The organism is Oceanobacillus chungangensis, from assembly GCF_003369565.1.
Lineage (GTDB): Bacteria > Bacillota > Bacilli > Bacillales > Amphibacillaceae > Oceanobacillus > Oceanobacillus chungangensis.
Window position 1 is genome coordinate 21,599 of sequence record NZ_PIOD01000009.1, and the last position, 24,187, is coordinate 45,785.

At 33.7% G+C, this 24,187-nt stretch carries 18 protein-coding genes; 2 read left to right on the forward strand and 16 right to left on the reverse strand.

Going from position 1 to position 24,187, the window contains the following annotated elements; translation table 11 throughout:
• Nucleotides 1–1,457: 1,457 nt before the first annotated feature.
• Nucleotides 1,458–1,787 (forward strand): hypothetical protein, encoded by a 330-nt coding sequence (locus tag CWR45_RS09365; RefSeq protein WP_115749613.1) that lies wholly within the window; start codon nt 1,458–1,460, stop codon nt 1,785–1,787.
• An 81-nt stretch (nt 1,788–1,868) separates the two neighbouring features.
• Here CWR45_RS09365 and brxL read toward each other — a convergent pair whose 3' ends face one another.
• The 9 genes from brxL to CWR45_RS09410 all read right to left on the reverse strand — a co-directional run bounded on the left by brxL (nt 1,869) and on the right by CWR45_RS09410 (nt 16,862).
• On the reverse strand, nt 1,869–3,926 hold the full coding sequence (brxL, locus tag CWR45_RS09370) for a protease Lon-related BREX system protein BrxL (RefSeq protein ID WP_115749614.1): 2,058 nt from the start codon (nt 3,924–3,926) through the stop codon (nt 1,869–1,871).
• 17 nt (nt 3,927–3,943) lie between these two features.
• The gene (pglZ, locus tag CWR45_RS09375) at nt 3,944–6,502 is read right to left on the reverse strand and encodes a BREX-1 system phosphatase PglZ type A (protein ID WP_115749615.1); all 2,559 of its coding nucleotides are present in this window, start codon (nt 6,500–6,502) and stop codon (nt 3,944–3,946) included.
• Between the two features lie 171 nt (nt 6,503–6,673).
• Nucleotides 6,674–7,510 carry a hypothetical protein gene (locus tag CWR45_RS09380; RefSeq protein WP_115749616.1) on the reverse strand — a complete coding sequence of 279 codons (837 nt, stop codon included), beginning with the start codon at nt 7,508–7,510 and terminating at the stop codon, nt 6,674–6,676.
• A gap of 83 nt (nt 7,511–7,593) precedes the next feature.
• The gene (gene pglX / locus CWR45_RS09385) at nt 7,594–11,109 is read right to left on the reverse strand and encodes a BREX-1 system adenine-specific DNA-methyltransferase PglX (RefSeq protein ID WP_115749617.1); all 3,516 of its coding nucleotides are present in this window, start codon (nt 11,107–11,109) and stop codon (nt 7,594–7,596) included.
• Between the two features lie 15 nt (nt 11,110–11,124).
• Nucleotides 11,125–14,697, reverse strand: coding sequence for a BREX system P-loop protein BrxC (brxC, locus tag CWR45_RS09390; RefSeq protein ID WP_115749618.1), 3,573 nt, complete (start codon nt 14,695–14,697; stop codon nt 11,125–11,127).
• Between the two features lie 20 nt (nt 14,698–14,717).
• Nucleotides 14,718–15,290, reverse strand: a complete 573-nt coding sequence (locus tag CWR45_RS09395) for a DUF1788 domain-containing protein (RefSeq protein WP_115749619.1) — start codon at nt 15,288–15,290, stop codon at nt 14,718–14,720.
• An 11-nt stretch (nt 15,291–15,301) separates the two neighbouring features.
• On the reverse strand, nt 15,302–15,898 hold the full coding sequence (locus CWR45_RS09400) for a DUF1819 family protein (protein ID WP_115749620.1): 597 nt from the start codon (nt 15,896–15,898) through the stop codon (nt 15,302–15,304).
• Between the two features lie 31 nt (nt 15,899–15,929).
• Complete coding sequence (locus CWR45_RS09405) at nt 15,930–16,166, reverse strand: TIGR04540 family protein (protein ID WP_245975397.1); 237 nt, start codon at nt 16,164–16,166, stop codon at nt 15,930–15,932.
• Nucleotides 16,167–16,583: 417 nt separating this feature from the next.
• Complete coding sequence (locus CWR45_RS09410; protein WP_211315959.1) at nt 16,584–16,862, reverse strand: helix-turn-helix domain-containing protein; 279 nt, start codon at nt 16,860–16,862, stop codon at nt 16,584–16,586.
• Between the two features lie 184 nt (nt 16,863–17,046).
• On the opposite strand from CWR45_RS09410, the gene CWR45_RS09415 reads away from it, so the two are divergent.
• Complete coding sequence (locus CWR45_RS09415; protein WP_115749622.1) at nt 17,047–17,559, forward strand: hypothetical protein; 513 nt, start codon at nt 17,047–17,049, stop codon at nt 17,557–17,559.
• A gap of 111 nt (nt 17,560–17,670) precedes the next feature.
• Here CWR45_RS09415 and CWR45_RS09420 read toward each other — a convergent pair whose 3' ends face one another.
• The 7 genes from CWR45_RS09420 to CWR45_RS09450 all read right to left on the reverse strand — a co-directional run bounded on the left by CWR45_RS09420 (nt 17,671) and on the right by CWR45_RS09450 (nt 23,189).
• Nucleotides 17,671–17,829 carry an ankyrin repeat domain-containing protein gene (locus CWR45_RS09420; RefSeq protein ID WP_115749623.1) on the reverse strand — a complete coding sequence of 53 codons (159 nt, stop codon included), beginning with the start codon at nt 17,827–17,829 and terminating at the stop codon, nt 17,671–17,673.
• Between the two features lie 46 nt (nt 17,830–17,875).
• Nucleotides 17,876–18,142: a hypothetical protein gene (locus CWR45_RS09425; RefSeq protein ID WP_115749624.1), complete on the reverse strand. Its 267-nt coding sequence runs from the start codon at nt 18,140–18,142 to the stop codon at nt 17,876–17,878.
• A gap of 101 nt (nt 18,143–18,243) precedes the next feature.
• Nucleotides 18,244–18,558 (reverse strand): V-type ATPase 116kDa subunit family protein, encoded by a 315-nt coding sequence (locus CWR45_RS09430; RefSeq protein ID WP_147294830.1) that lies wholly within the window; start codon nt 18,556–18,558, stop codon nt 18,244–18,246.
• Nucleotides 18,559–18,581: 23 nt separating this feature from the next.
• Nucleotides 18,582–19,634 (reverse strand): hypothetical protein, encoded by a 1,053-nt coding sequence (locus CWR45_RS09435; RefSeq protein WP_115749626.1) that lies wholly within the window; start codon nt 19,632–19,634, stop codon nt 18,582–18,584.
• A gap of 314 nt (nt 19,635–19,948) precedes the next feature.
• Nucleotides 19,949–20,158 (reverse strand): helix-turn-helix domain-containing protein, encoded by a 210-nt coding sequence (locus tag CWR45_RS09440; RefSeq protein ID WP_115749627.1) that lies wholly within the window; start codon nt 20,156–20,158, stop codon nt 19,949–19,951.
• Between the two features lie 545 nt (nt 20,159–20,703).
• Nucleotides 20,704–21,528 carry a hypothetical protein gene (locus CWR45_RS09445; RefSeq protein WP_115749628.1) on the reverse strand — a complete coding sequence of 275 codons (825 nt, stop codon included), beginning with the start codon at nt 21,526–21,528 and terminating at the stop codon, nt 20,704–20,706.
• A 428-nt stretch (nt 21,529–21,956) separates the two neighbouring features.
• Nucleotides 21,957–23,189 (reverse strand): phospholipase D family protein, encoded by a 1,233-nt coding sequence (locus tag CWR45_RS09450; protein WP_170138834.1) that lies wholly within the window; start codon nt 23,187–23,189, stop codon nt 21,957–21,959.
• Nucleotides 23,190–24,187 lie beyond the last annotated feature (998 nt).

Here is a 24,187-nt window from a genome sequence, read left to right on the forward strand (position 1 = left end):
CCTCCTTGGAACTAAATTGGCTAACCATAATCTTATTTTACCATCTCGTTGCCATTTGTCAATAACATTTGCGTTCTACCACTATTTTAATTGCTAAACAGACACGACGCTACTTAATTCATATCAACCAATATAGTCTTAACACCATTATTGATTAAGTTCAACCATATACGAGTGAAACGAGTGGTACATTCTATTAATACTTTTAAAAAACTTCATTCAAGGGATTTGAAAATTAAGATACCCATAATCATAATGTTGATATACTAGGTAAAGCTATAATCAAAGTTTCACTTCTATTGCACGCACATCATTAATTGTAGGTACTTTCCATTAAATCATTTGTATTTGCATTTGGATGAAGCACTTCCTCCCTAATACGAGTGAAACGAGTGTATCTGTTCATCTTTAATTTATCTCTTTTTATCTAACATTAACGTGTAGTATGTTCATTTATAGTAGAGATCCATCCTATTATAATGCAAATGCTACGTACTCATTTAACTATGAATCAATAGATATATATCTTACGAGTAGAACGAGTGCAATATTCTAATTAATATTTCCACATTCTAATAATGATGAACTACTTGTATGGTATCTTTATCTATACCCTATATAAAGTTGAGCATTTAACAGCAAAATATCCATGACTGAATTAATCCAATCAAATATAGTGGAATCATTTATAATTGCATACATTTCTTTTGTTAACCTTTACTCGTTATACTCGTTTATTTGAAAAGTGCTTCATACAATCAAGGGCTTTCCATTTACTGAAGCAATAAATGGTTTTTTTTCCAAAGAAGGATATATTTAAAACTGGAAGAAGAGTTGCCTTTAAACGCTCGTTTCACTCGTACAAAGAAATATGTTTGCGACTGACTAAATTAAGTAAATGTTCTTTTGTATAAAAGACTGGCACTCAACTATTAAGCATAGTGTTTTTGACATCAAGGGAATCTTTTTTCTTTCTGAAGAAGACCTATCACTTTATTAGAAAAACTTCCTCTAAGGAATTGATAAAAGATTTAAAAACGAAACCCCAAAAGAATTCATGTAAATTGTATAAAATGGATTAAAATAATGCACTCGTTTCACTCGTTTATCCTATTCTTGGGAAAAATACGCCTCTTGGCACAAAAAAAAGAGGTTAATTGCACAGATAGTGGTTCTGCAATTACAAGATTCCATTATTACATGTGACTGTTTGGATGATGCCTTTAACGTTATTTAAACTATTAATGGATATTGATTAAGGTATACCCCAATAAAGATCAAAAGGAAATGAACCAGTGAGCCAATTCTTCTATTGAGTCGGAATTAAAAGCTGGTTGAACTTCTATCTATAGATTAAAAGAACCTCTCAGACGGGAAAACAAATCGTTTTTCATAATTGGCTTACTTTCCTTTATAATGGAAAATAACAAAATACATATACGCTGAGGTGATATTAGATGAGCAGTAACCTTGATGATTTAATGCACTCTTTGAGCTTTAATAGGGCATATGAAAAATACACTATAGAACACAAAGAATCTACCAATCAACTTCTGCAAAACTTGCAGAATCAGCTAAAAGAAAGTTACCTAACTGGATATAATGACGGGCATCAAAATGGGGTTGAGGACGGTTTAATGGATGCCAAATTTAAAATGCTTGTAAAGTTGGCAGTTCATACTGACCTAGAAGACCAAGTCATATTAAAGGTTTTGGAGAAAGAAGACAATGAGAATTATATTGATGCCTTAAAACAGTTAAGGAAAAAACAGCAGGAACAGAAGTAGCTATGATAATTTGTATCATGAAAAAAAGAATCGGAATACTCCCGATTCTTCTCTTTTACCCTGTTCGGCGTTGACGTTTTACTAACTTACACCCAACGCCTTAAAGACTGCATCTATTGGGTCTGAATAAAATACCGGCTGCACCTTAACTAATAAATCAGGAGGAACAGTCTGTAAATCCATAACTGATGCTGCAGGTATTAATACTTTTTTAGCACCTGCATCTACGCATACTTGTAATGTGTTTGCAAATTCCTCCACTTTAGAAATAGTGCCACCGACAGTCATGTTACCTATGACGACTAAACTCTCCTGTGTTGGCTTTCCTAATGCACCAGAGCAAAGGCCAATCAATTCAGCAACGGCCAGTTCATTCGCTAAACCAATACCTTGTAAATCACTTATGTGCATGAGATAGTCTTTTGTTTTGGTGCTAATAGTATTACTAATACTTTTGCAATTAGCCGTAAAGAAGCGAAATGCAGTATCAAGGCTCTCTTTTGCTTCTCGTTTAGAACCAACACCTGATTTATCAAACTTACCTGTTCCACTAACAACTTGATTTTCGAGTTTATAAATACCAATCATTCCAGAATGACCATGTCCAGCAACATAAACATGCCCCGGCTTGCCCATACCTTCAGGAATTAATTTGCCTCCACCTTGTTCTGGCACTGATACGTAATGTTCCTCTAACGTTTCCTTATCAATATAAGAGAACATCACATCATAAAATTCCATACCTCCAATTTTCTTTAACTGTTCCTTCACACGTCTGCGACCCTCAAGTGCATACTCCAGCACCTCACTGACTTCTTCTTTTGTGAATTCCCCTTGTGGATAAAGGAGCTTCAACATTCCAGAAACAGTTCTCTTTACCGCATTCGTATCACGTTGGTTTAAATTATTACCTAGCTTGAAATAGCGATTAATTGCATCACTGAATGTACGTTTACGCATTTCACGGAAAAATTCTGCAAGATAATCAACAATAAATCCATATTTTTCAGTAATAATGTCCGGTCGCATTTTTGGAATCTCCCAACCAGGAAGGTAATAGTGCATCCGATCAAAGAATGCCGAATCATTTGCCATTTCTTCAGGGAATGGAGCAAATAAATGGGATGTTTTAATTAATGTATCCACACTCTGATTGATATTCCCGACAAATACCATGGAGGCAGAAGCATTTTTTTCTTCTTTTCCCCTAGCAAAAGAACCTGATGCCATGTAGTCCTTCATGATTTGAATGCCGTCTTTATCCTTAAAACGGATACCTGCAACTTCATCAAATGTGACACAGTCCCACATTCCAACAAGACCAACCTTTCTACTGGACATATTGTAGAAAAGATTTGCAACGGTTGTTTGTCCACCCGAAACGAGAATCGAATTCGGTGATAACTCCTTATAGACATGAGATTTCCCTGTACCACGAGGGCCAAGTTCACACATATTATAGTTATTTTCTACAAGGGGAACCAAACGTAGTAACAAATGCCACTTCACTCGCTCTTCAAGTTGAGTTGGTTCCATTCCTATTGAGCGAATTAAGACATCTATCCATTCGACTTTTGTGAAACTCTTTCTACCCTCAAATACCTCTTGAATATCCATATTAGGCATTTGAATCGGTTGTAAGCTACTAACATTAAAGGGATTAGAGTTACGTACCTCTTCATCATAAAAATAATCAATTTTAATCATACACCATATTCCACCAACCAGGAGTTTATCAAACTCTTTCACATAATTAGAGGAAATAGGGACTCCTTTTAGTCCAAGATTGGAGAATTCCGCCTCGTAAGTATCAATTCTCGGATTTAATGCCACTGTCACCTTGTCAATAACAGAATACTGACCATACTCTCGGATTCTTGATTTAATCTTTTCAGCCTCGTCAGGACGAACAAAATTTTCTGAAAGGATTTTTTTTACTCGTTCAACTCCTTCACGAATACTGTCCTCATCATCCGTCGCAGCATACATTCCAAGTAAATACTCTAGCACATATACAGGAACGTTCGCTCCCTCTTTAATGAGGTTTGTTAAATCTTTACGTACAACTCTTCCAGCAAAAACGTCATTTAGCTTTTTATCTAAATCAACAGCTAATCCTTCATTTATTCTTTCTTCCATTTACGGTCCCCCTCTCACTAAAAATCAAAGTCACTGATTATACCAAGATTGATGTTAAATGGTATTTTCTCCACTACGACACTTGTCTCCGTATCCCTAATAGTCAGGTAATACGGTTTATCTCGGTCATAAGAAATACTCTTCAATATAAACCTTAGTTTGAAAGTGCGATCAGCAGGATTATCAAACGGACGATCACCTATAATCGTTTCCTCGTTAGATATTACGTTCCCTTCGTCATCAGCCATATAGATGACAACAGTTCGAGGAGTTATCTTATCTTCCACTTTTTCGGTTTGGAAAAATTCAAGATTAAAAATGCTATTTGTTATCTTACGAGTCGTATTCGTAAGTTTAATATCCACTTTTTTAATCGCCTTGGCACCTTTTTGTCCAGTACGTTTGTTTCTAAATGACAGCAGTGGTACAACTACTTCCTGAAGACTTGCTCCACCATGGACAAAATTAATACCAGTTCCTTGCATTTTATACCGAAGTGTTGCTTTTGGAACATAAGCTGTTATTTGCTGTTCATTTCTAACAACGGACGATAGATTGATTGCTAACTGTCCAGAAACTTCTCGCTGTTCTTTTGACAGGATATAGCGTCGTTTCACTTCAATAGCATTCTTTGAGTCTTGTCCAATCTTATCGCTTTCTTCTAACGCATCCCGCTGGTATAGGAAGCCATGATCGGCAGTAATAAACACATTCGTTCCGCTCAAATCATCTCGGATTATTTTAACCAGGTCGTATAGCTGATCCAATGCTGTTTCTACTGCATTAAAGGTATAAACTTCGGTTGAAGCCTTATCGCCCATTGCATCAATGGTATCATGATAGATATAAATGAGCTTTTTACCCTTAAAGGTTTCTCTTCGCCCAGCTTTATTCATAGCAAGTACATCTTGAAAATGAACAGCTATGCTATCATCCACTTTTGATTCAATAATTTTTTTCCGATTCTCCACCCCAGAAGAATCTTTACCGTCAACAAACACTCTAGCATTCGTATCTATATATATATCTTTGTGAGGAAGCAGCGATGGCATTCCGAGTTTCGTAATAGACGGAACAACACCGAGAAGTGTTTCCACTTCACAAGTTCCCATAGTTTCCGAATTGAGCCGTTCATAAAGCTCAATGCCTATTTCATAACGCATAGCATCAGACACGACGACAAAAACTCGGTCGCCATTCCGTACTTTAGAATCAATAATAGAAGAATAAAAGTTTTGCTGGTTTTTCACACCAGGTAGTGACCAATCTTGTGTCATTTCGGATTCAACTGCTTGTGACCAATTAGTGCTCAACTCTCCCATGTACCAATTGGTATATAAATCTTCGACAAGTGTTTTCAACTTTTTCAATAAATCATGGTTACTTTCCTCATCATAAGCCACGTAAAACTTGCGGTAATATGTATCCATTAGATAATATTCTTTAACGTATGATTGATATAAATCAATTGCTCGACCTTGTGGAATACCTTGACGATGTTCTTGATAAAACTCTTGCATTTTAACAGTGTAGTAAAGTGCTTCATATATGGAAGCAAAGTTATCATAGTAATGCTTTACTCTTCTCAATTTAATAAGTCTAGTGTATTCCTCAAAATCTTCAAGTTGTGTAATAAGGCCATTAGCGATGTAAATGATAATTGCTCTGTCGATATACGGAAAAGTATCCGCTTGTTTAAATGTTTCAACTGGTAGATTATTGATAATATTAGGGAGTTGAATTTCCCGCTCAACCATTTCTGCATATTCATCGAAAATAACAAAATCTGTCTTGTGGTGCATCCAATGGTCGATAAACACCAGGGCATTCGATTTGTTTCGATTGGCAACAAAATCTTTCATGTCTTTTATATTATCCTCGCCTACCGTTTGGCTAAATGACGTTACCATTAAATGGATAAATAATGTTTTTAGGCTTTTCTCTTCACAATTATAACCATAGTGATTTACAACATAAGTCCAAAACACTTCTATATCAAAGAATTTTACAAGAAGGGATAAGTATTTGTTCTCCTTGTCATCTAGCGTATCCATTAACACAGCCTTTAAGACTGCTTCAAAATCTGGTGTTTTGATATTGCATAGGACACTCATGATTGCCAATTCTATTATTTCCTCTGAATAGGATTCAATATTTAATGCTGAGAACTTTTTAAAACGTTCTTTGTTATTAAAGAAACGTTCATACTTTTTAATAACCACCCTTAAAGATGGGTCAATATGTAACTCACTTAAAATAAGTGAAATCCGATCAGCATAGAATGTCTTAGAATAAAACACCGTATCCGCTAACCAGTTGTCTTCCACACCTATTTCCAAATTGGTATAAATCAAGTATGAAGATGTATAATCTTCTTCTTCAAGCAAATACTTAGTGTGAAATTGATTACAGTCAGTTAATGTAAGAACTTTTACACCATCTATATTGATTCGTTCAATGTCTTCGGTAAATTCATTATCCTTGTCCACCCAGAACACAATTTTTCGCTGCTCTCCTTCTTTTAATGGTTCATTAAATATATCTGTTAATGCAGACTCTATTTGGTTTATGTTCATCACATACACCTTCTTTCTATCTTTCATTATAGAACAATATTTTACTTTCTACCCTTTACAAATTGTTTAAAAAGCTACTTTCCTCTAAGAATAGAAGTACATTTGTATCCCTAAAAAAACTTAGTCAAACTTGTAAAGTCTATTATCTGGTTTTTCCTTATTTCTTCAACTTCATGTATTTCGAACTATTTTTCTAATTACCTCTTTTAAATCTTGTACTATATCTTGAGAGTTCGATATAATTTCTTCTTTCAACTTATATTTCTTTAGAGTTTCTGTATTGGCATTAAATTCTTTAAAAAAATCATTCAATGCCATGTACTCGGCAGGTGACATTTCTAACTCCTTCTTTATTGGGGGTAATTGGTATCTTACACCATTAATTTCCATATTTAATACAGAATAAAATACTGATACCAACTGTCCATAAATAGGGACAAAAATATTGTTCTTTTTATCAATACAAACTTCACTGTCGTACATTCCTTCAGAGTTTAAAAGGCTCACAATAGACTTATCAGATAAGAATCGACGTATAAATTCTATAGGTTCCGCTAAATGTTCTTCCTCCCATTCATTACCGTCAATGTCTGAATGATAACTAATCCCCTCAATTTTACTACCATATAGTTCCTCGTATGAGTTTTCAAATATATCTACAATTATGTTATGAGCAACAGAAACTATGTTTATACTGTTGTACTGATTTATTAGTGAATACAAAGAAGTACATTTTTTATTTAATTTCCTTCTATACCCATATTTATAATCGTTTACAATAGTTTCGGCCAAAAAAGGAGCTTCCAATTTTGTTGTTAATCCGTCATTCTTTAAGTAACTAATTGATTCTAATTCTTCAAGTAATGGCTGATAAAGTTCATTTTTTCTTTCTATTGTTAAAGCAGTTTTCTTTTTGCCCGTAATAAAGCCAAAAACAGCTCCAATTCCAAGTAAAATAACTCCAGTTAAAACATCAGTGAATACTGTATTCCATTCTATTAAATCCATTATTTCACACCCTTACTCTATAGCATGTAGGTTTTATGAGAAGAAAAGCAAATCCAAGATTGGATTCGCCTTTCATCAAAAAATTATAATTTTGCAACTAACCCCTTAAACTTTTCATAATTCACTTTTACTCCATCATCTAAGTCAATTTCAATTTGCATATCAGCCATGTGGTGCAATAACTCATCATACGCTTTGAGCTCGTCAATTTTCTTTTCAAGGGATTTCAGTTCTTTCTTGGCATTACTAATTTCTTTTGCTGTTGAGTCCCCTTCAATGATATTTAGCAAGTCTTTCTTTTCAGCATCTAAACGAATCTGATAGTCATGCAAGTAATCTGTCCGAATACGAGATAAAGTGGTTTTATCATAACGGTGCATGTATATGAGACAGTTAAAAGCCTTCTCCTTACCCGATGTAAACAACCAATAAATTGGCCTTTTACTATATGTCTTTACATGATCTTTGTAAAAATTATTCAAGAAATAACGACGTAACGTTTCTTTTGCAGTTTCATCATTCCTGCGACCAAGTGCATCTGCAACAAAGTCAAGGTTTTCAGAAAGTGTTCCCTCTCCGAATGTCGTTTTAACAAAGTCAACAAATCTAGTAACAATGTCATCTTCAAAATAAGATCCTGGAAGAATAGGAAGAATATTATCTTGATCTACTGGAAATGTCTTATACCGTGTAGGGTTAAACTTACCACCTGCATAAATAAGACCTTCTTCATCAAGAGAATAACGTCCAAACGAACATCCAATTCCATAGGAGATGAAACTCTTTATATCTCTTTCCAAATCAGACTTTCGGATTGCTATATCTTTGTCGTTTACTTCAGGTATTAGTTCATCCCGTAAATCATAATTGTTTATAAAGATACGATTTAATCCCTCTTCATTCGCTTTTTGTTGATTAAATTGTGATTCAGTATTCTGAACCCATTGTTCAAATGCTGATTTGATATTTAATGTAGGGCTTTCAATTAATGGATGTTTTCTGAACCCCCACGAAGTTTCAAAAGAGTCCCAATCCCCTTTTGACAAGAGGATGTTTTCTTGAACCTTCTCAAGAATTTTGCCTTTCTCTTTTATTATTAGTGGGATTTGAATTACATCCCCTACTTTAAAGTCAATAGTTGGAGAAATTATCTCTAAAAAAGTCTTTCCTACGATACTATTAATTAGAGCTAACACGTATAAAGAGCTTTCATAATCCTCGGAGAAGCCCTTCGCCCCTTTAGAGTCAAACAAAAAACCCTCCTCACAATATCTAACTGAAATATTTCCCATACTTAATGCTGACCATGTAATACCTTTTTTAAATGCAAAATCTCCATTATAATTATGAGATCGTATTCTACCAGTTCGTTTATCAATATTATTTTTAATCTCATTTCCGTCATCTTCCCAATTTACTATATACTCATTGTTACCATACCATTTCCTATAGCTTCCCCCTTTATTATAGGGAAACCATTTTCCCTTACTTTGTAACGCTTCTTCAGTACTTGTGGTATTAAAAGTGATTTCAGGAAAATTTACTTCATGCCATAACTTTAAAAACCTGTCGTTATCAGCAGTTGCCATCCCTTCTCTTGTAGTTAGTATTGAACCAACTGTAGTATATTTGAATGTTTTAAGCATATTTTCACTAGCCCAATAAGCAATAGGAATTGAGGGAATCCTAATAAAATCCTCCTTTTTTGCATAATATTTCCCAACACCACTAAAAAACCACTGTTCTTTTTTTTCTAAACTTTCTACAGCTCCCCTATCACTAAATAATCTTCTGTAAACGGCACTATAATTTTGTACATTAGAATTCAATATAACAAATGCAGTTGTTCCAAAATCAGATCCAAATACCCCTCGCCCAAAATGCAGCATATTCACAATAGTATTATGTGAAATTATATGTTCTCTTAACTTCTTGTAGCTTGCTAAAAACATCCATACTGGAATATTTATCATAGAAATTAATCCTTGACTTTTACAAAAGGATTGTGCTTTTTCCATAAAAACTGTACTCATATCTGATTTTACGTTTGGAAAATTACTTTTTAAATATCTTGAAAGTTTTTCACCCATACCATTACTTCCCATGTATGGGGGATTAGTACATACTACGTCATATTTCGTACTCATTAGCTTTGCTTGTAATAATATTCCAGGGAATTTATCTAAAATATTATCTTTTACTAATATCCCAAAAAGATCAGAATGTTCATCTACAAGCTCAAATAATCGTTTTTCTATTGTTGTAAGATCTAAAGGTTCTACATTGAGAATTGATCCATATTCTTTTGCATCCCAAAAAGTATCTCGCAAATAATTTAGAGTATTTTTTAAACTAAGTCGTATATTATTATCCTCTGTCCCATTGATTAAATAATCAATAACTTCATCTGATATCCAATTACTCTCTTGAATAGCATGGATGTTAAGTTTAATATTTTGTTTAAATACTCGACGTGACTTCTCTCTAGCTTTCATAAAAATAGCAAAAGAAGCTAATTGAGCAGCTCGGTCATCTACATCTAATCCATACAAATTATTTTCTAAAATTAATTTTGGAATTTCGCTCTCCATATATCCTTTTTCAAGGTACATTTCATAAAAGATATCAAAGGCATATACGAGTATATGTCCACTCCCACAACAAGGGTCAAGAAACTTTATTTCTTCAGGATTAGCACTCTGGTATCGAATTTCTTCCAGTTGGTTGAGAACACTATCCTCTTGTTCAGCGTCATCTAAATAATACTTCCATCCTGATCGTAGATTACTCTTAGGATTGCTCTCAAGCCAAATACGTCCCAATGAGTTCTCCACCATATATCGGACAATCCAATTTGGAGTAAATAACTGGGTCGCTGCAGGGAGTGTATCCTTTGTTATTTTTATATTCTTTTTCAGATTTGCAAAAACTTGATCCTTTTCTTCCGCAATATAATACTGATAAAGCCATCCGATAACTTCAATTTCCTTCCAATTATCGTCTGGAACAATCTCAGTGTTAGTCATATGACGAACAAAAGAATCAGTTGCAAGCAAACCTTCAGGAAATAGGATTTCGGTATAATCATCAATCTTCTCAAACATAAACGGCATATAACGATTTAAGTCATTACAATGCTTAATAATAAGGTATTTAAACAGTTCTTCTGAGTTATTGTTCATTTTCAACTCATAAACATATTCCTTATCCAAATCCAAGTCCAACGATAGTGCCTCTTTCATCATATCTGGCTCGGTACTGGCAGCATTAGTGGAAGAAAGCACTCTAATTTTCGTTGGTAAATAGTCGTTTACCTCCATAAAACGCAAGGCAGTAAATCGGTTAAACCATGTATAAGCAACTTCTTCCATGACTTGTCTGAAACCAATTTGGTTGATACGGTCTATTAATTTATTCCTTTGAATCTTTTCTTCCTTTGATAACTGTCTGCCATCAATAAAGATGGCATCCGAACTCTCAATATCTGCTTTTTTTATGTTGTCTTCAGTAATACCAATTTTCATAGCCTTTGCTTCGACCTTTTTCAATAACTCTCTTCTAGCACTCGTAGCAAAGGTCTTTAATGCCGATTTATTCATCCATTTCCACCCCAATTACTCGATAAACTCAATTTGTTTATTTTCTTTAATGATCTGTTTTAACTTACTTGACAGTGTATTGATATAGTTATCAACCTCACCTTCTGTTGTTAAGGTTTTAACAGTGACCAATTTTGATACTTTAACAGGCTGCTTTTGAATAACTGGAGCAACCGGATAAACAGCTTTACCACCAGTACGTTTTCTTTCTTCTTCAGCTTTTTTCCGTTGCCACTCTTTAATTTCTCTGTCAATATCTTTTTCCATTTTTTCTTTAAAGCTCGTACTTTGGGAAACTGTGGCATCCACTTTATAAATATCATTAAAAGCATCTATATTTTTATTAAGTTCTCGATAGTAATGCATTACCCGTTCTTTTGTTTCATTGGATACACCGTAATGCGATGTCAATGATGATAGGTAATCATTATCTTCTTTTAACTTTTTATGGGCATTTTCCTTTTTCTCTTTCAGTACGGAAATTATCTGTTCATCCATGGCGTTAATGAGTTCTGGAATATCTTTTATTTTTCTATAAGGAATTGGATCTTGGACAATCGAATGGAGCTTCTCTTTGACATTCTCTATCTCTCCCCCAAATAAATAAGCATTATTTTCTTCATACTTTTTCAGGGCAGCTAAAGCCTCATCAAAAATCTTTTTCTGGTCGGTGCCAAAGAAACTTTTTACATAGATAATATCTTCTTCCCAGTCAAGTAAGTCATCTTCTAATTCCTGTAACTTATTAAAGAACGATACATTGTCTAAACCATTATGAAATTGCTCAAAGTATTCCAACCCTTTATCAAGTAAGCTCATTCCAGGATATTTTCTACCTTCATAACGAGCTTTGTAATTCTTAATTTCGTTAATCTGTTTTTCAACAAGGATTCTTATGTCCCTAAGTAATCCGTCTTCATCATCAGCCAAATCTGTCTTATTAAATACATCTTTACAAATATTTTTAGCTGTGTTGATTAACTTTTCATCTACTTTTATCCGTTTTAGCACGATAGCCTTATCTGCATCCGCAGTTTTAGTAAATGCTGTAATAAGTGTATTTACATTTACTTCTGGTTCTAGATATTCCGCATTATAACGAATGCGTATACGTTGATCTATCAGTAACTGAGCTATCAACGCTGCTATATCAAGCGTTTTCCAGCCATAAGGTTTATCAGCAAAACGATGATATAAGATTTTTACTCGAACTTGTTTTTTTAGATCATCTTGTAAACTGATAAAATCTGATATTTCTCTCTTAGCCAATTCATTCGGGTTTACCTTCAACGTATCTTCCAATGACATTTGCTCATCGTTTGCAGCTAGAATCGAAATTAATTCCCGTTCATTTTCCAAATGCTCTTTCACATAGCCAAGTTTTGTATAGACATTATCAACTAGCACGGTAAAGGCAGCATTGATTTTTTCACGAACGGTTGACCCTTTAATATCAACTTTGTCTCCATTGATAAAGAAAGTACTATCTTTAATTGCCTCCTCCAAAAGCTCACGAACTCTTCTTCTGCGTTCACGGACTTCGGCTTGTTTGTTATTTAGGATATTTTGGATGTTTTCAGGCAGTTGTGTGATGTTCGTTTTTTTTCGGAATTCCTCAATCCGTAATGCTTCTCCAATTTCTTCGATATATGCTTCATTACCACCAAGTTTAATAATCATTTCCCCATTACCAGAAGTCATCATCATTAATTCCTGCTCGGATTTATGATAGTGATCCGATAACGGGGAAAGAATTTGTATTCCAATATTAGATATCTGGTTTCCATAGTTTTTCTCATCCATTTTCTGATTGTAGGTGAAGGCATATTCACTGGAATAACGGAAACGTTTTTCATCGTAAAGATCTAGGAAAATGTAGTTTGCTAACTCCCGCTTAACGATGTCTTCATCAATATTCAGAGATTTAATTTCCCGATTAATGTCTTGTTCATCATCCGTTAAAAAGATATAGTTATCCCCATTTTTCTGTATTAACGTTTGGGAGATGAGCTTTCTTAGAGAAACCTTAATTTTCTCTTTAAGTTGCAACTTATCCTCATCAATATGTGTCACCATTAGTGTTGCAATATTATCAAGATTTGCTGGTAACTCTTTTACATACTTAATCATGAATAGTACCTTTAATAGGTCGATGTTAAAGTCGTCATCTTTTAAAGCTGGATTCTCATAAGCTCCTTCTATTACCCTCGAAATTGATGGATTCAGGAATTCTTTAATCGTGTCATAAAAAACATAAAAAGGAATAAGTGTACCTTCTTCAGCATTTTTATACTGAAGACCAGCTTCTTTAAATGCCGACAACATGGAACGTTCCCCTTCAGATAAATGCTTACCAGAAGAACCATGTTTCCGTACTTGTTCAAACACATTTTGTAGGAGTTTGAACTGATATGGAATGAATGGATAAACATCGGCAAATTCCTGTTCATTTTCAAAGCCACGTAAATCTGCTGTACTTTCTCTAAAGCTAATTAAGTTCTTTAAGACAGCACTCTTTTCCGGGTAAAGAAGTTTCAATCTGTCATTCGCAAAATCCTTCTTTAGGAGAATCCTCTTTTTAATGACCTCATCAACAGAAATGGATGATAGCGATAGTCTGGTATCGAATCTCCCTTGGATACGGGAGAAGTCATCCCCTTTCACTTTAATGATGCTATCAATACTTTCTTGTGATGTAACCATAATCCAGACCTTTCCGTTACAGTGAGTTCCTAGATCTTCCGCTACTGTTTGTAAATTTAGCATCAGGTTACGGTTGTCCCCAATATATTGCCCAATCTCATCCACTAGGAAAATAAGGTGAAAGTTCTTGCCCTTTCCGTTAACATACTCGTTAACGTCTTTTGCAAACTTTTCAATGCTGATTTCAAAATTATTAACACCATTTTCAAACCAATTTCGTGCTGATTCTTCAGTCATATCAGTTACTTTAGTTAGAGCCCCAATGACAAAGTCAGCATCAAAATAGAAGCTGTTACGACGTTCTTCCCATGATTCACCTGCTAACGCCTTAAATTCCGTTTTAAACGCATTGTACACTCCCTGTTTATCCAGGTACTTTTCCATCTCAGCTACACCGGGTATATCCCCGTAATAGCCACGATGTTCATAAAAAACCTTCATGAAGACACGAAGAATCGCATCTTCCTTTGATTTATTATCGAGTGAACCCTTTGAATCAATATTAAACAGGATAGTTTCTGTTTCTACATCAGCAGTACGTTGCATATTCGCATAAACAATTGGATCCTGTACTTTATCTTGAAAGAAGTCAATCGCTTGTTTTCCATTTATCTCTTTATTTTCAAGTAAATAAGCGAGGATTTTTAAAAAGTGTGATTTACCAGAACCAAAGAATCCAGATATCCAAACTCCCATTTTGTCTGTTACACCATTTATACCTTTTTCATAATTCTCATAAAACTTGGAAAGATGTTTTTGCAATTCACGTGTAACAACATACTCGTCCAATTCCTGATAAATATTGTCTTCGTCTTGTTGGGCTACTTTTATGACCCCACGAATATCACGTTCAATATCTTTTTGAAACATATCCTTAATAATCATCTAAATTCCCCCTATCCCTTTTAATCAACTAATCGGAAAGCCCGGTAATAATTATCATCCTTAAATTTTCCAAACAACTGTAATGATTGTCCATCATATTTTCCCGGAAAGAACATGATAACCGGTACATTGTCCAACACTTCTTGTAAGTTATTTAGAATGTTATGAGAGCGAACAAATGGATAAACTTTTCCTATTCCAGTGAGAAACACCACATTATAGTCATCCATTGTTATTTTTTCCTTTATTTTTTCTAAAAACACTTCCGGTTTGGCAAATGTAGTCATTGCTCTAAACAATTGATCTTTCCCTTGACGCTCTTCCATTTCAAAAATACGATCAAAAATTCTTTTTTGCTTTGTTATGTCAATGAGCATCTTATACAAATCAAACTCGATTATTCTTCGATTCGATCCTTCATAACTAAACTGCCTTTTGATACGCTTAACGTAGTCTCTAATATACAACTCTTGATTAGGTTCGTAGTCAAACACATAAAAACTAATTTCATTTCCCAGACCACGACCTTCTATAAATTTATCTTCCTTAATTTTATCAGCTATTTTATCAGCTCTTGCTTTTAAGTTGCTCACCATATCACCTCCTACTCACCCATCGCACGTACATAACAAGCATCACCAATTTGAGTGAGATGATTCTTTATCTGTTCATCAATAATTAGCCTATTCAGCTCTTTACCTTTTCTCGTTCTTAGTATTCCACTTTCATACAATACTTGCATGTAAGCTCTTTTTAACTTTTCAATATTAGTGTCGCTCCAACCCGCTATCTTTTCACTTTGCTCTGACTTAGAGGTAAAGAAGAGGTTGATGTCTTTCTTTTCAATTAAATAATCATTATTATGTAGTTTTTCCCCTATTACCTCATCCATGAACTCATAGAACAGCAAATCTGTTTTTATGATGGCATATAGGTTCAGGACTTTTCCCGTTTCAATCGAGCCTTCCAGCATCAAGGCCGCAAGAGTCTCATCAATAGCTTCAGCCCTTTTCATAACGGAAGGTAGTGCTCTGTTGATTCTCCCTTGGTTATTAAATTGAAACAGATTTTCCTCTTTTACTTTTTGCCTAATTTCCTGTTTGGAAAGTCCAAACTGCTTTAACTTTATGACCTGCTTTAACTCAAAAAGTAAAAAGGATGCCCCATTTAAACTTGAAGAATATTCTAATTCTATTGTCATACAATCATACCTTTCGGACAAGACTTTTTACCTACTTTATTTCCAATACTTTTTCCACGACAGCTAAGCGTCTCTTCCCACATTGTTGCTGAACTACTTTTGTAAAATGATTGTCCTTTATTAGTTTTTCTTGATTATTTTCGTATAAGTTCTTAATTCCATTTATTAGCTCATTATCTTTTAACTCTTCCTGCCAATAAGAATCGACTAGCTTGTTCAAATCAATAGCTAAATCCCTCTGTGTACGATAAAACATTTTCAATTCCACAGGTTTCACCTCTTGCATAGTTCTTACATACTTATTATTTTAGTCTTATTCCACTAGGAACTCAATGGTAAAGGTATGATACTTTAAATACTAAATTATGAACTTAATACGATAAGATTATTTCTCATAAGAGTTTGGTTCATTGCTATAAAATGTCAAAAGAGATCAAACATTAAGTCAGTCTTCATAAAACTAGACTTCTTGTTGTCCTAATGATTCAAACACACATTCTTTTTGTGTATTCTCCACATAAAGACCGTATTAGAGCCTGATTGAGTACATTATATGGATCATTAACATCCATAATCACTTGAATAGTGTACCAGAAACGGGTCCAATCAAGTTCTAATGACAATTCAAATAGTAAAAAATGCCATTGAATAACACGGAATTCCGTGTTATTCAATGGCATTGCTCTTAATTTGTTATCCTCTTAAATTCTTCAATGTTCATTAAGACTTTTTCTAAATATGCCATGAGCTTCTCTGTATCCCAATCGAAACCACAAAGTAAGATAACTAGCCTACTGTTCAAAAGAGCTTGCCTTTTCCCAACTTCAATTCTGTATATGAACGATGGAGACAAATTTGTTCTATCCGCTAAGTCCTGGAGACTCATCCCATACTGTTTCCGTACTTTTCTAACGTATTCGCCAAAATTATTAAATGCCATATCTATTTCCTCAATATTGCTCATATCATTACCCCCAGTTTATTTTACTGGCATCACCAGTCCCATTTTTGTTATTGCTCAATATACTACTGAAGATAATGTCGAAATATAACTTTTTACTCGAACCACAATAAGTTATTAAACATTCATGAAAACAATAGTATAAAAGGAATTACAAACTACTAGGAAAACAGGAGAGTGATGTGTAATGCAGCAAGAGGAATTTCAAAAGATGGACCTAATTGAACGTGCAGAATATGTGAATAGTTTGTTAGCTGACGTGAAAGACCTGAAAAAGGTCGCCGAACAACACCAAATAAGCTATAGTACGTTTTGCAAGGAAATGCGTAGGGGTGGATACACCTTCAACCAGTCAAAGAAGCAATACGAGAAAACATTCTCTATACAGGAGTATAAGGAGATTGAAAAGCATATCAATACAGATGGAGAGCCCAGTGAAGTTACTCAGTTCATATCAGAACACATGGAAGAGCTTAAAAAGCTACTGATGGTCCATGCTGATCAGTTAGTCTTAAATCCGATTGTCTATGACCCAACCATCGAAACTATCACAAAATCAATGCAAATCAACTCCCAGGTGTATAAGGAATTTTCCAATCTATGCTCAACTAAGTTCAGACATCTGAAATTACGTGATATCATTTCCCAGTGCGTTCACGAATTTACAGAGAGCTACAAAGATAAGACCCCTCATCAATGATATTTGGGGTCTATTATTAACCGTTTATTATTCTTCCCAAGATGTTAGCAAATCAATGATCTCATTTTGCGTATGTCCATCCCAACCGTTTTGACCCCAATAAAAACACCTTTATCCACATAGACCATTCTCTAACAAAAGTTTAGCAGCCTGATAGAATCCAAAACAAGAAGCAATTTGTAAAGGGGTTCTCCCAAGCTGATCAGTTTCATTAACATCTACGTTTTGTTCAACAATCATATATCCCGCTTTGTGTAAAGAATCTTCCATTAATCATAACCTCCTATTAATACTGCTAAAACCCTTAGTCAGTCCTCTAATTTTCTATAAAAGACTGCAGAAATTCTTCAAAATCTTTATCTTCAAGGTAAAATAAGTCTATATAGGAAATTGGCAACTTATGTCCCTTAAAATCTATTTCAAACCCTTTCCGCTTTCCAAACCCATTATTTTTGGATGAGTATTCATGTTTCAATAAGTCCATTAATTGAAACAAACGCATATCTGGGTACGATTCCCATATTCCTTGTAGCAGATTCAGTATCACCTTTATTCTTTCTGGATTTCTTTTCATTTCATTCATTTTCTTACGTGCACTCCTCTCTAATTTATTTGATCCTTATTAATCTAAGATTACCTGGAGCATTTGAAACTCTTTCGGTTGATTCGGAGCTTTATGAGTTTTCAACCGATTATATCTTGACTTTGATTTTGGAAAGTAATAAAGGATTCCTTTTGAAAAGATGTAACATGCTCATTTAAAATAATCGAATTTTTATCAAGGGACTCATTAATTTGTCCGATCATTTCAACCAGGGTATTTTCTAGTCTGTCTTGTCTCTTTAGAATCTGGTTTGTAACTTCTTTTAAGACAACTGAATGCTCTTCAAGGGTGTCGAATCGATCTTGTAAAGTTTCCACATTTAATTCCATTTTATTGATCATCTTTTGTTCGATTTTCTCCAGTTTCGGAGAAATTACATGTATAGTTTTGCTCATTTTCTCATTTCCAGTTGCCTCCATCAATCCTTATTCTTGAATAAATTTTTATTATATTGGTCAAAATTAATGATAGCGATCTCATTTGGGTCTCTTCTACTATATGTAAAAGGTGAGAAGAACAAAATAAACTTTTCATAAACTTCAATAAGATTATCAACTACTTCAGGGATATTATCGAGATTAGATTGCATATAATAGCTAATTGCACGATTTCCATCACTAAATTGAATATCCCGGCTGATTTTTTCCCTTATTACATTGCTATGAGATTTAAAAACCTTGTACCAATTATTATAACTTTTACTAAAACAAATTTTTACAAATGCCTTTCCTGAATTATCATAAACTGTAGCATCATAATAAATTCCATCTCGTCCAGCAGCAATTCTTAATATCTTATTTAATAAAGATTCTTTTTCGGTATGGAAATTCAAATAATATGGGATTATCTCTCGCAATTTAGCCAAGAGGTATTTATTTCTATCTTCAAATCGTGAAAAATCATAAATTTCATCTCGCCCCTTATATGGTACAGCTAAATAAGATGTTGACAATGGTATGTATTTATCAACTAATAATAGAGGAGGAGAGCCAATTTGATTAATCATATCGAGTTTATTATATACTTCTAACTCATATCCTTGATTACAGTATTCAAGTACATCTAACACCATCGGGTTTATTTGAATCGCAAAAAAATCTATCTGCTTATCACGATTACTTTTTAGTAGTCGCTTTACCTTGTTTATATGATTTGGGTTAAATTCTGATGCCACCCATATTATGATACCTTCTTGGATATTCTCGATTAGTAGCTTTATTTTTTTCTCAAAGTGATTATATATATCAGATGGACCTATTTGATACTCAGCATAAATTTTAATGCCTCTTTCACGTGTGACTGCGGATAGGTCTATAGGCTTTCCGTTCTTATACTTGGATTTAAACATACGCAATTCACACTTAATAGAGGATTTGACAAATTCCTCGCCAATTACACTACTTAAAAATTCCGAAAATAACTTATTATGAATTTTTAAGTATGTCTCTTTTCTAGCTCCATTCTTGCTCACTTTATATTCCTCCTAAGTTATTAACAATGTTTACTATTTTGTTAACCGAGGTCTACATTTCATTTGGAATGTTTTAAATGGTAATACTGAATAATTTACATTTATCATTACTAATATAAAATCTAAAATTATTGATTAAATTCGATTCTGAAATAAATGCACTATATAAGAAGAAACGTGCATAACATTGTATAAGAATATCAGCTATGTACTACAGTATTCTTAAACGGAAGTCATACACGCCGTCTTCTTTGTCATCTATATCAATATTTACAGACAGACCATTATTTCACATGTCAAAAAACTTAACCAAATCACAATCCAATTGATTTTAAAAACTTTTCCTCTGGTACATTAAGAATTTTTGCCAATCTAGCAGCATCAAGTACGTTTAGCGAATTCCGTTTCTCATTAACTAGCCTTGAATAAAAAGACACATCAATCTCACCCAAATTAGCCAATTTATTCATACTCAACCCCGAACTAAAACGGTATTCCTCATAAAGCTCCATTAAATTTTTCATTACAATACAACTCCTTTTATTTTTTGAGGTTATTAATTAAGACCTTTTTGTGAACCTCTTGCAATTTAATATGAATAACTTAATTCCTTTCTATTCGCAGTTTCCCACGATTCCAAAAGTTACCAATTAATAATCTCTATTTTGAAGACTACTTTGAGATGATTGCCATATACTAAAAAATTTACCCATTTACCATTTACTATAGGAAACGGTATTTTTAAAATTATCGAGTCAATGGAGATTCAGAAAAACATATACGAAAAGCCTTATTTAATAATCACCTGAAAATTAAGCAGGTATAATATTAAACCAGTTCTAGTCCAAGTATTGTAGAAACATTGAACAAAAAGAAAAAGACTGAATTGAATCCAGCCCGAATTTGTATTGAATATACGATTTAATCATTGAGTAGGTAGTATTTTCCTGCTCTTTTTCCTCTCTTTCTACCGCTCATTTTATTAGCAAAACATTCCATTGACTATAATCAGTGGAAACTATTAATCCAATAGACCCGTTTCATGATTAAAAATAATGTAAGCAACTATTTATGAAGTTAATGCCTTATTTATATATTCCTGCCAATAGTCTTCATCACCATCAATTTCATGAAGCCAACAATACATTAATAATATTTCAAGTAATTGTTTTTTTCCTTTGATAAAAGGTTTATTGGAAATTCTTCTAAATAATGAGTTAATGTTGAATAAATTATTTTTTTGTTTATAGTCGTACTCATATTTCCGCCAACTATCCTTGCTTCTAATCCTATGCTTTGCATCCCATGTTTCCTCATTTTCAAAAAAGCGAGACACATAGTTTGAAGCAAAAGTCAGCAAATTTACTTGATATTTGTCCCACGTCTTATTAATCCACCCTTCTACTTCCTCTGATATATAGATATTTTCAAAATCCATTTTTGAATTGCTTTGATTTCGATGATGATCTTTGATAAAAAGGAAAAGCATTTCAGTTTGTTCTTTCAGAAAATGATTTTTCTTGATGAGGTGAGCATAACAATCATAAGAAATACTGCGAAACTCTTGGTCAGTGTTGTATAGATAAAATAAATCATCCTTTTTAAGATAACTAACAATGGAACGATTTAGTTGCTTGTCATAGTCATCATAAATTCCAACTAACCATTCTTGAATTTCGGATTCATAGTTCCGAAGGGAATTTTTATACTTTTCAAGTCGTTCTTCGTTTAACACTGTTTTTTCATCCATCTTTGAAATATCAAGGTATTGATTAAAATATTCGAATATATAGTTCATAAACGTTTGCATGTTTTGAGCTTTTGACTCAATATCAAATTCATTAATTCGGTCTTCCTTTTTTCTTTTTGATATGTACTCTTCAAGAGAAAGCATATTTATTCACATCCTAATTTATCTTCCTATAACCTTTCTATTTATTATACTAAATTCTCCTTCAAATCTTAATTCCTACCCCTTTTTCCATCTACTTTGTCCCCATCGAAAAATAACGATTCTCTGCCCTCTTTCCTCTCAGTCCACTCAACTTCTTCTCTTCCAAGGATCGACGCCCTTATCTATACATCTATTTTCTGTTATAAAATAATTACGTTCCTACTTGATAGAATACCGAATGAAAGACAGAGGACCCACTGGTTCGAAAAAGTAAGAAAAAATACTGAAAAAATGAATTGGGGAAGACTAGACCCTTAATGGTCAAGGGTTTGCTGATTTTGGCATAAAAAAACTCGAGGGTCTGCCGGAAAAGTACCGGAAAAACCCTCGGATTGGAAACATTAATTTTACTTAGGGTCATCTAGGAATCATAAAATTGTATCATAACCATGTTCATCAAAAAGTTTATCTAATCTCGTTATTAAGAATTGCTTAGCTTCATTTGTAATTTTAATATGGGCTTTTTGGTGATGCCTTTTTAATATTTGAGATATCGGTATTTCTGGTGATTTTATTGTACCTGGATAAACTTTGTGTTTTAAACCATTCACTAACTCTATTAACGAAATACCATTTTCTACTGGCATTTTTAAAAATTTACCATTAGTAAATTCAATATAATATGGATAACGGCCATTCCATTTTTTAAATTTAGGATTAGTTTCATCAATTACGTTTTCATCTTTATAAGCATAGGTAGTTGCATAACCTACTATCATTGGTGTATCATTACCAAATTTATCTTTGCTTAAAACTGCAATAAAAAGGTACTCACCATCTTGAACACTTCTTGGTCTTAACGGATAAAAAGTTCTATTAAGAAATTCATAATTATATTTTTTTCTAGTAACATATACTTCTTTATTGCTAATTCTATCATTACTATTACCCTCAAATTTTATCCTTGCACCGGTGAAGTTTTCTGCATCTATAAAATCTTTTGTATTAATATCCTCAAGAATGTCAAAATGTTCTTTGAAGTTATAACTTGGATTGCTTTGAATTGAGTTTTCATTCACATCTATAACTGCACCCCAACGCTTCTGATTGAACTCATTAGGATTTGACCCTTGTTTCATCTTCCCTCTTCCAGTAGTTGCCTTTGTTACAGCCTCTAACTCTTTTTTGACTAATTCATTTGTAATTCTATAGTCGCCTAATTCACAAATTTTATGTAAGCTACCCATAAAGTAATCTACACAATGTTTACTAAACTCAACTTCATTTTTTACTATTAGGCCTAACTCATGATTTTTAAAAAATCCACTTAAAGTAAAGTTAGCTGATCCCAAAATAATATTTTTCTCATCAAAAATATATAATTTAGAATGCAAGTGTTGAAGTGCAAACAACTCCGCACCTGCTTCAAGAAGTCTTTCGAGACCATTGATACTATTAGCACCTTGAATAAATTCCTCTCTATTGAATCGTGTAATAATTTTACATTCGACCTTATACTCCGATTCCTCTAACCATGTAGCTAAGCTATGAGCAGTTGGATAGCTTATAAACGGAGACATAATATAAATAGCTTCTGTTGTTCCTTCTAATAAATTGAAGAATTCTCCTCCAATATCTTTATGCAGCAACTGAATCCCCATAACATACCTCCCAATGAACCTCATATGTATATATCAAATTATTTCTATACCTATCAAAATTAGTTAGAAATCTATTCTTAGCATAACATAACCTTTTAGAATATTAGCAAATCAGAGCCTATACGAATGAATGATTCAGATATCAAATCGAAAGAATTCTTTTACCTCTTATCTCTTATCATTTTCTTCATACTACTATATGCCTCTGTTTCTTAGTTGGTATTTCCCCAAATCCTCCTCATCACCTTCGCCCCATGGCTTCACCCCCACTTTTACGCCTGAAGGAAATGCAACTAAGTTGGTACCCAAAACGCCCGATTTTTACCAGAAATCAGGTGTCTGGGTTGTATAGAACATTCCGACATTGTAACTAAGTTTTTCCCAGAATTGGGAGAAAAAGATCTAAGAAAAGACTGAAACAAAGTTGGGAAACACACTGAATAGAGATTGAAGATTCGTTGGATTGATAAGGTAGTAAAAGCAATTGGAATGGATATTGAACACTACCTGAAACCACTATTGCCAAGGGATGGAAGAGATACTGATCCCATACAAAAAGAACTGGACCCTCAATGGAATCCAGTTCTTTTTGTATTGATTTTTGGTTAAACAGACGTTTGATTGTTGGTTGGAAAACCATTGAGATACATACTGTTTCTGCCCGTTGTCCTCTCAGTTCTTTTCCGGCTTCGAAACCAACTAAGTTACATCAGGGAAAAACAAAGTTACGTTGGGAACAAGGGAGTTACAGGGAGACAATAAATATGTCAATACTTGCACTACTATTTCTACAGTTACACTCTTTGCCAGATTTCAATGCACGTCTACATTGTGCGTTACTTTCTTTCCTCTTATCTCTATTCCCCATAATATGGGTGGAATATTACAAACTGGACTAAATTTCTTTTATCTACTATGTGTAATTAAAAAAAACTCACTAAATCCACACCCACCTCAAACCCGCATTCCACCGTTTCAGTTAAAATAGAGTTTACCTA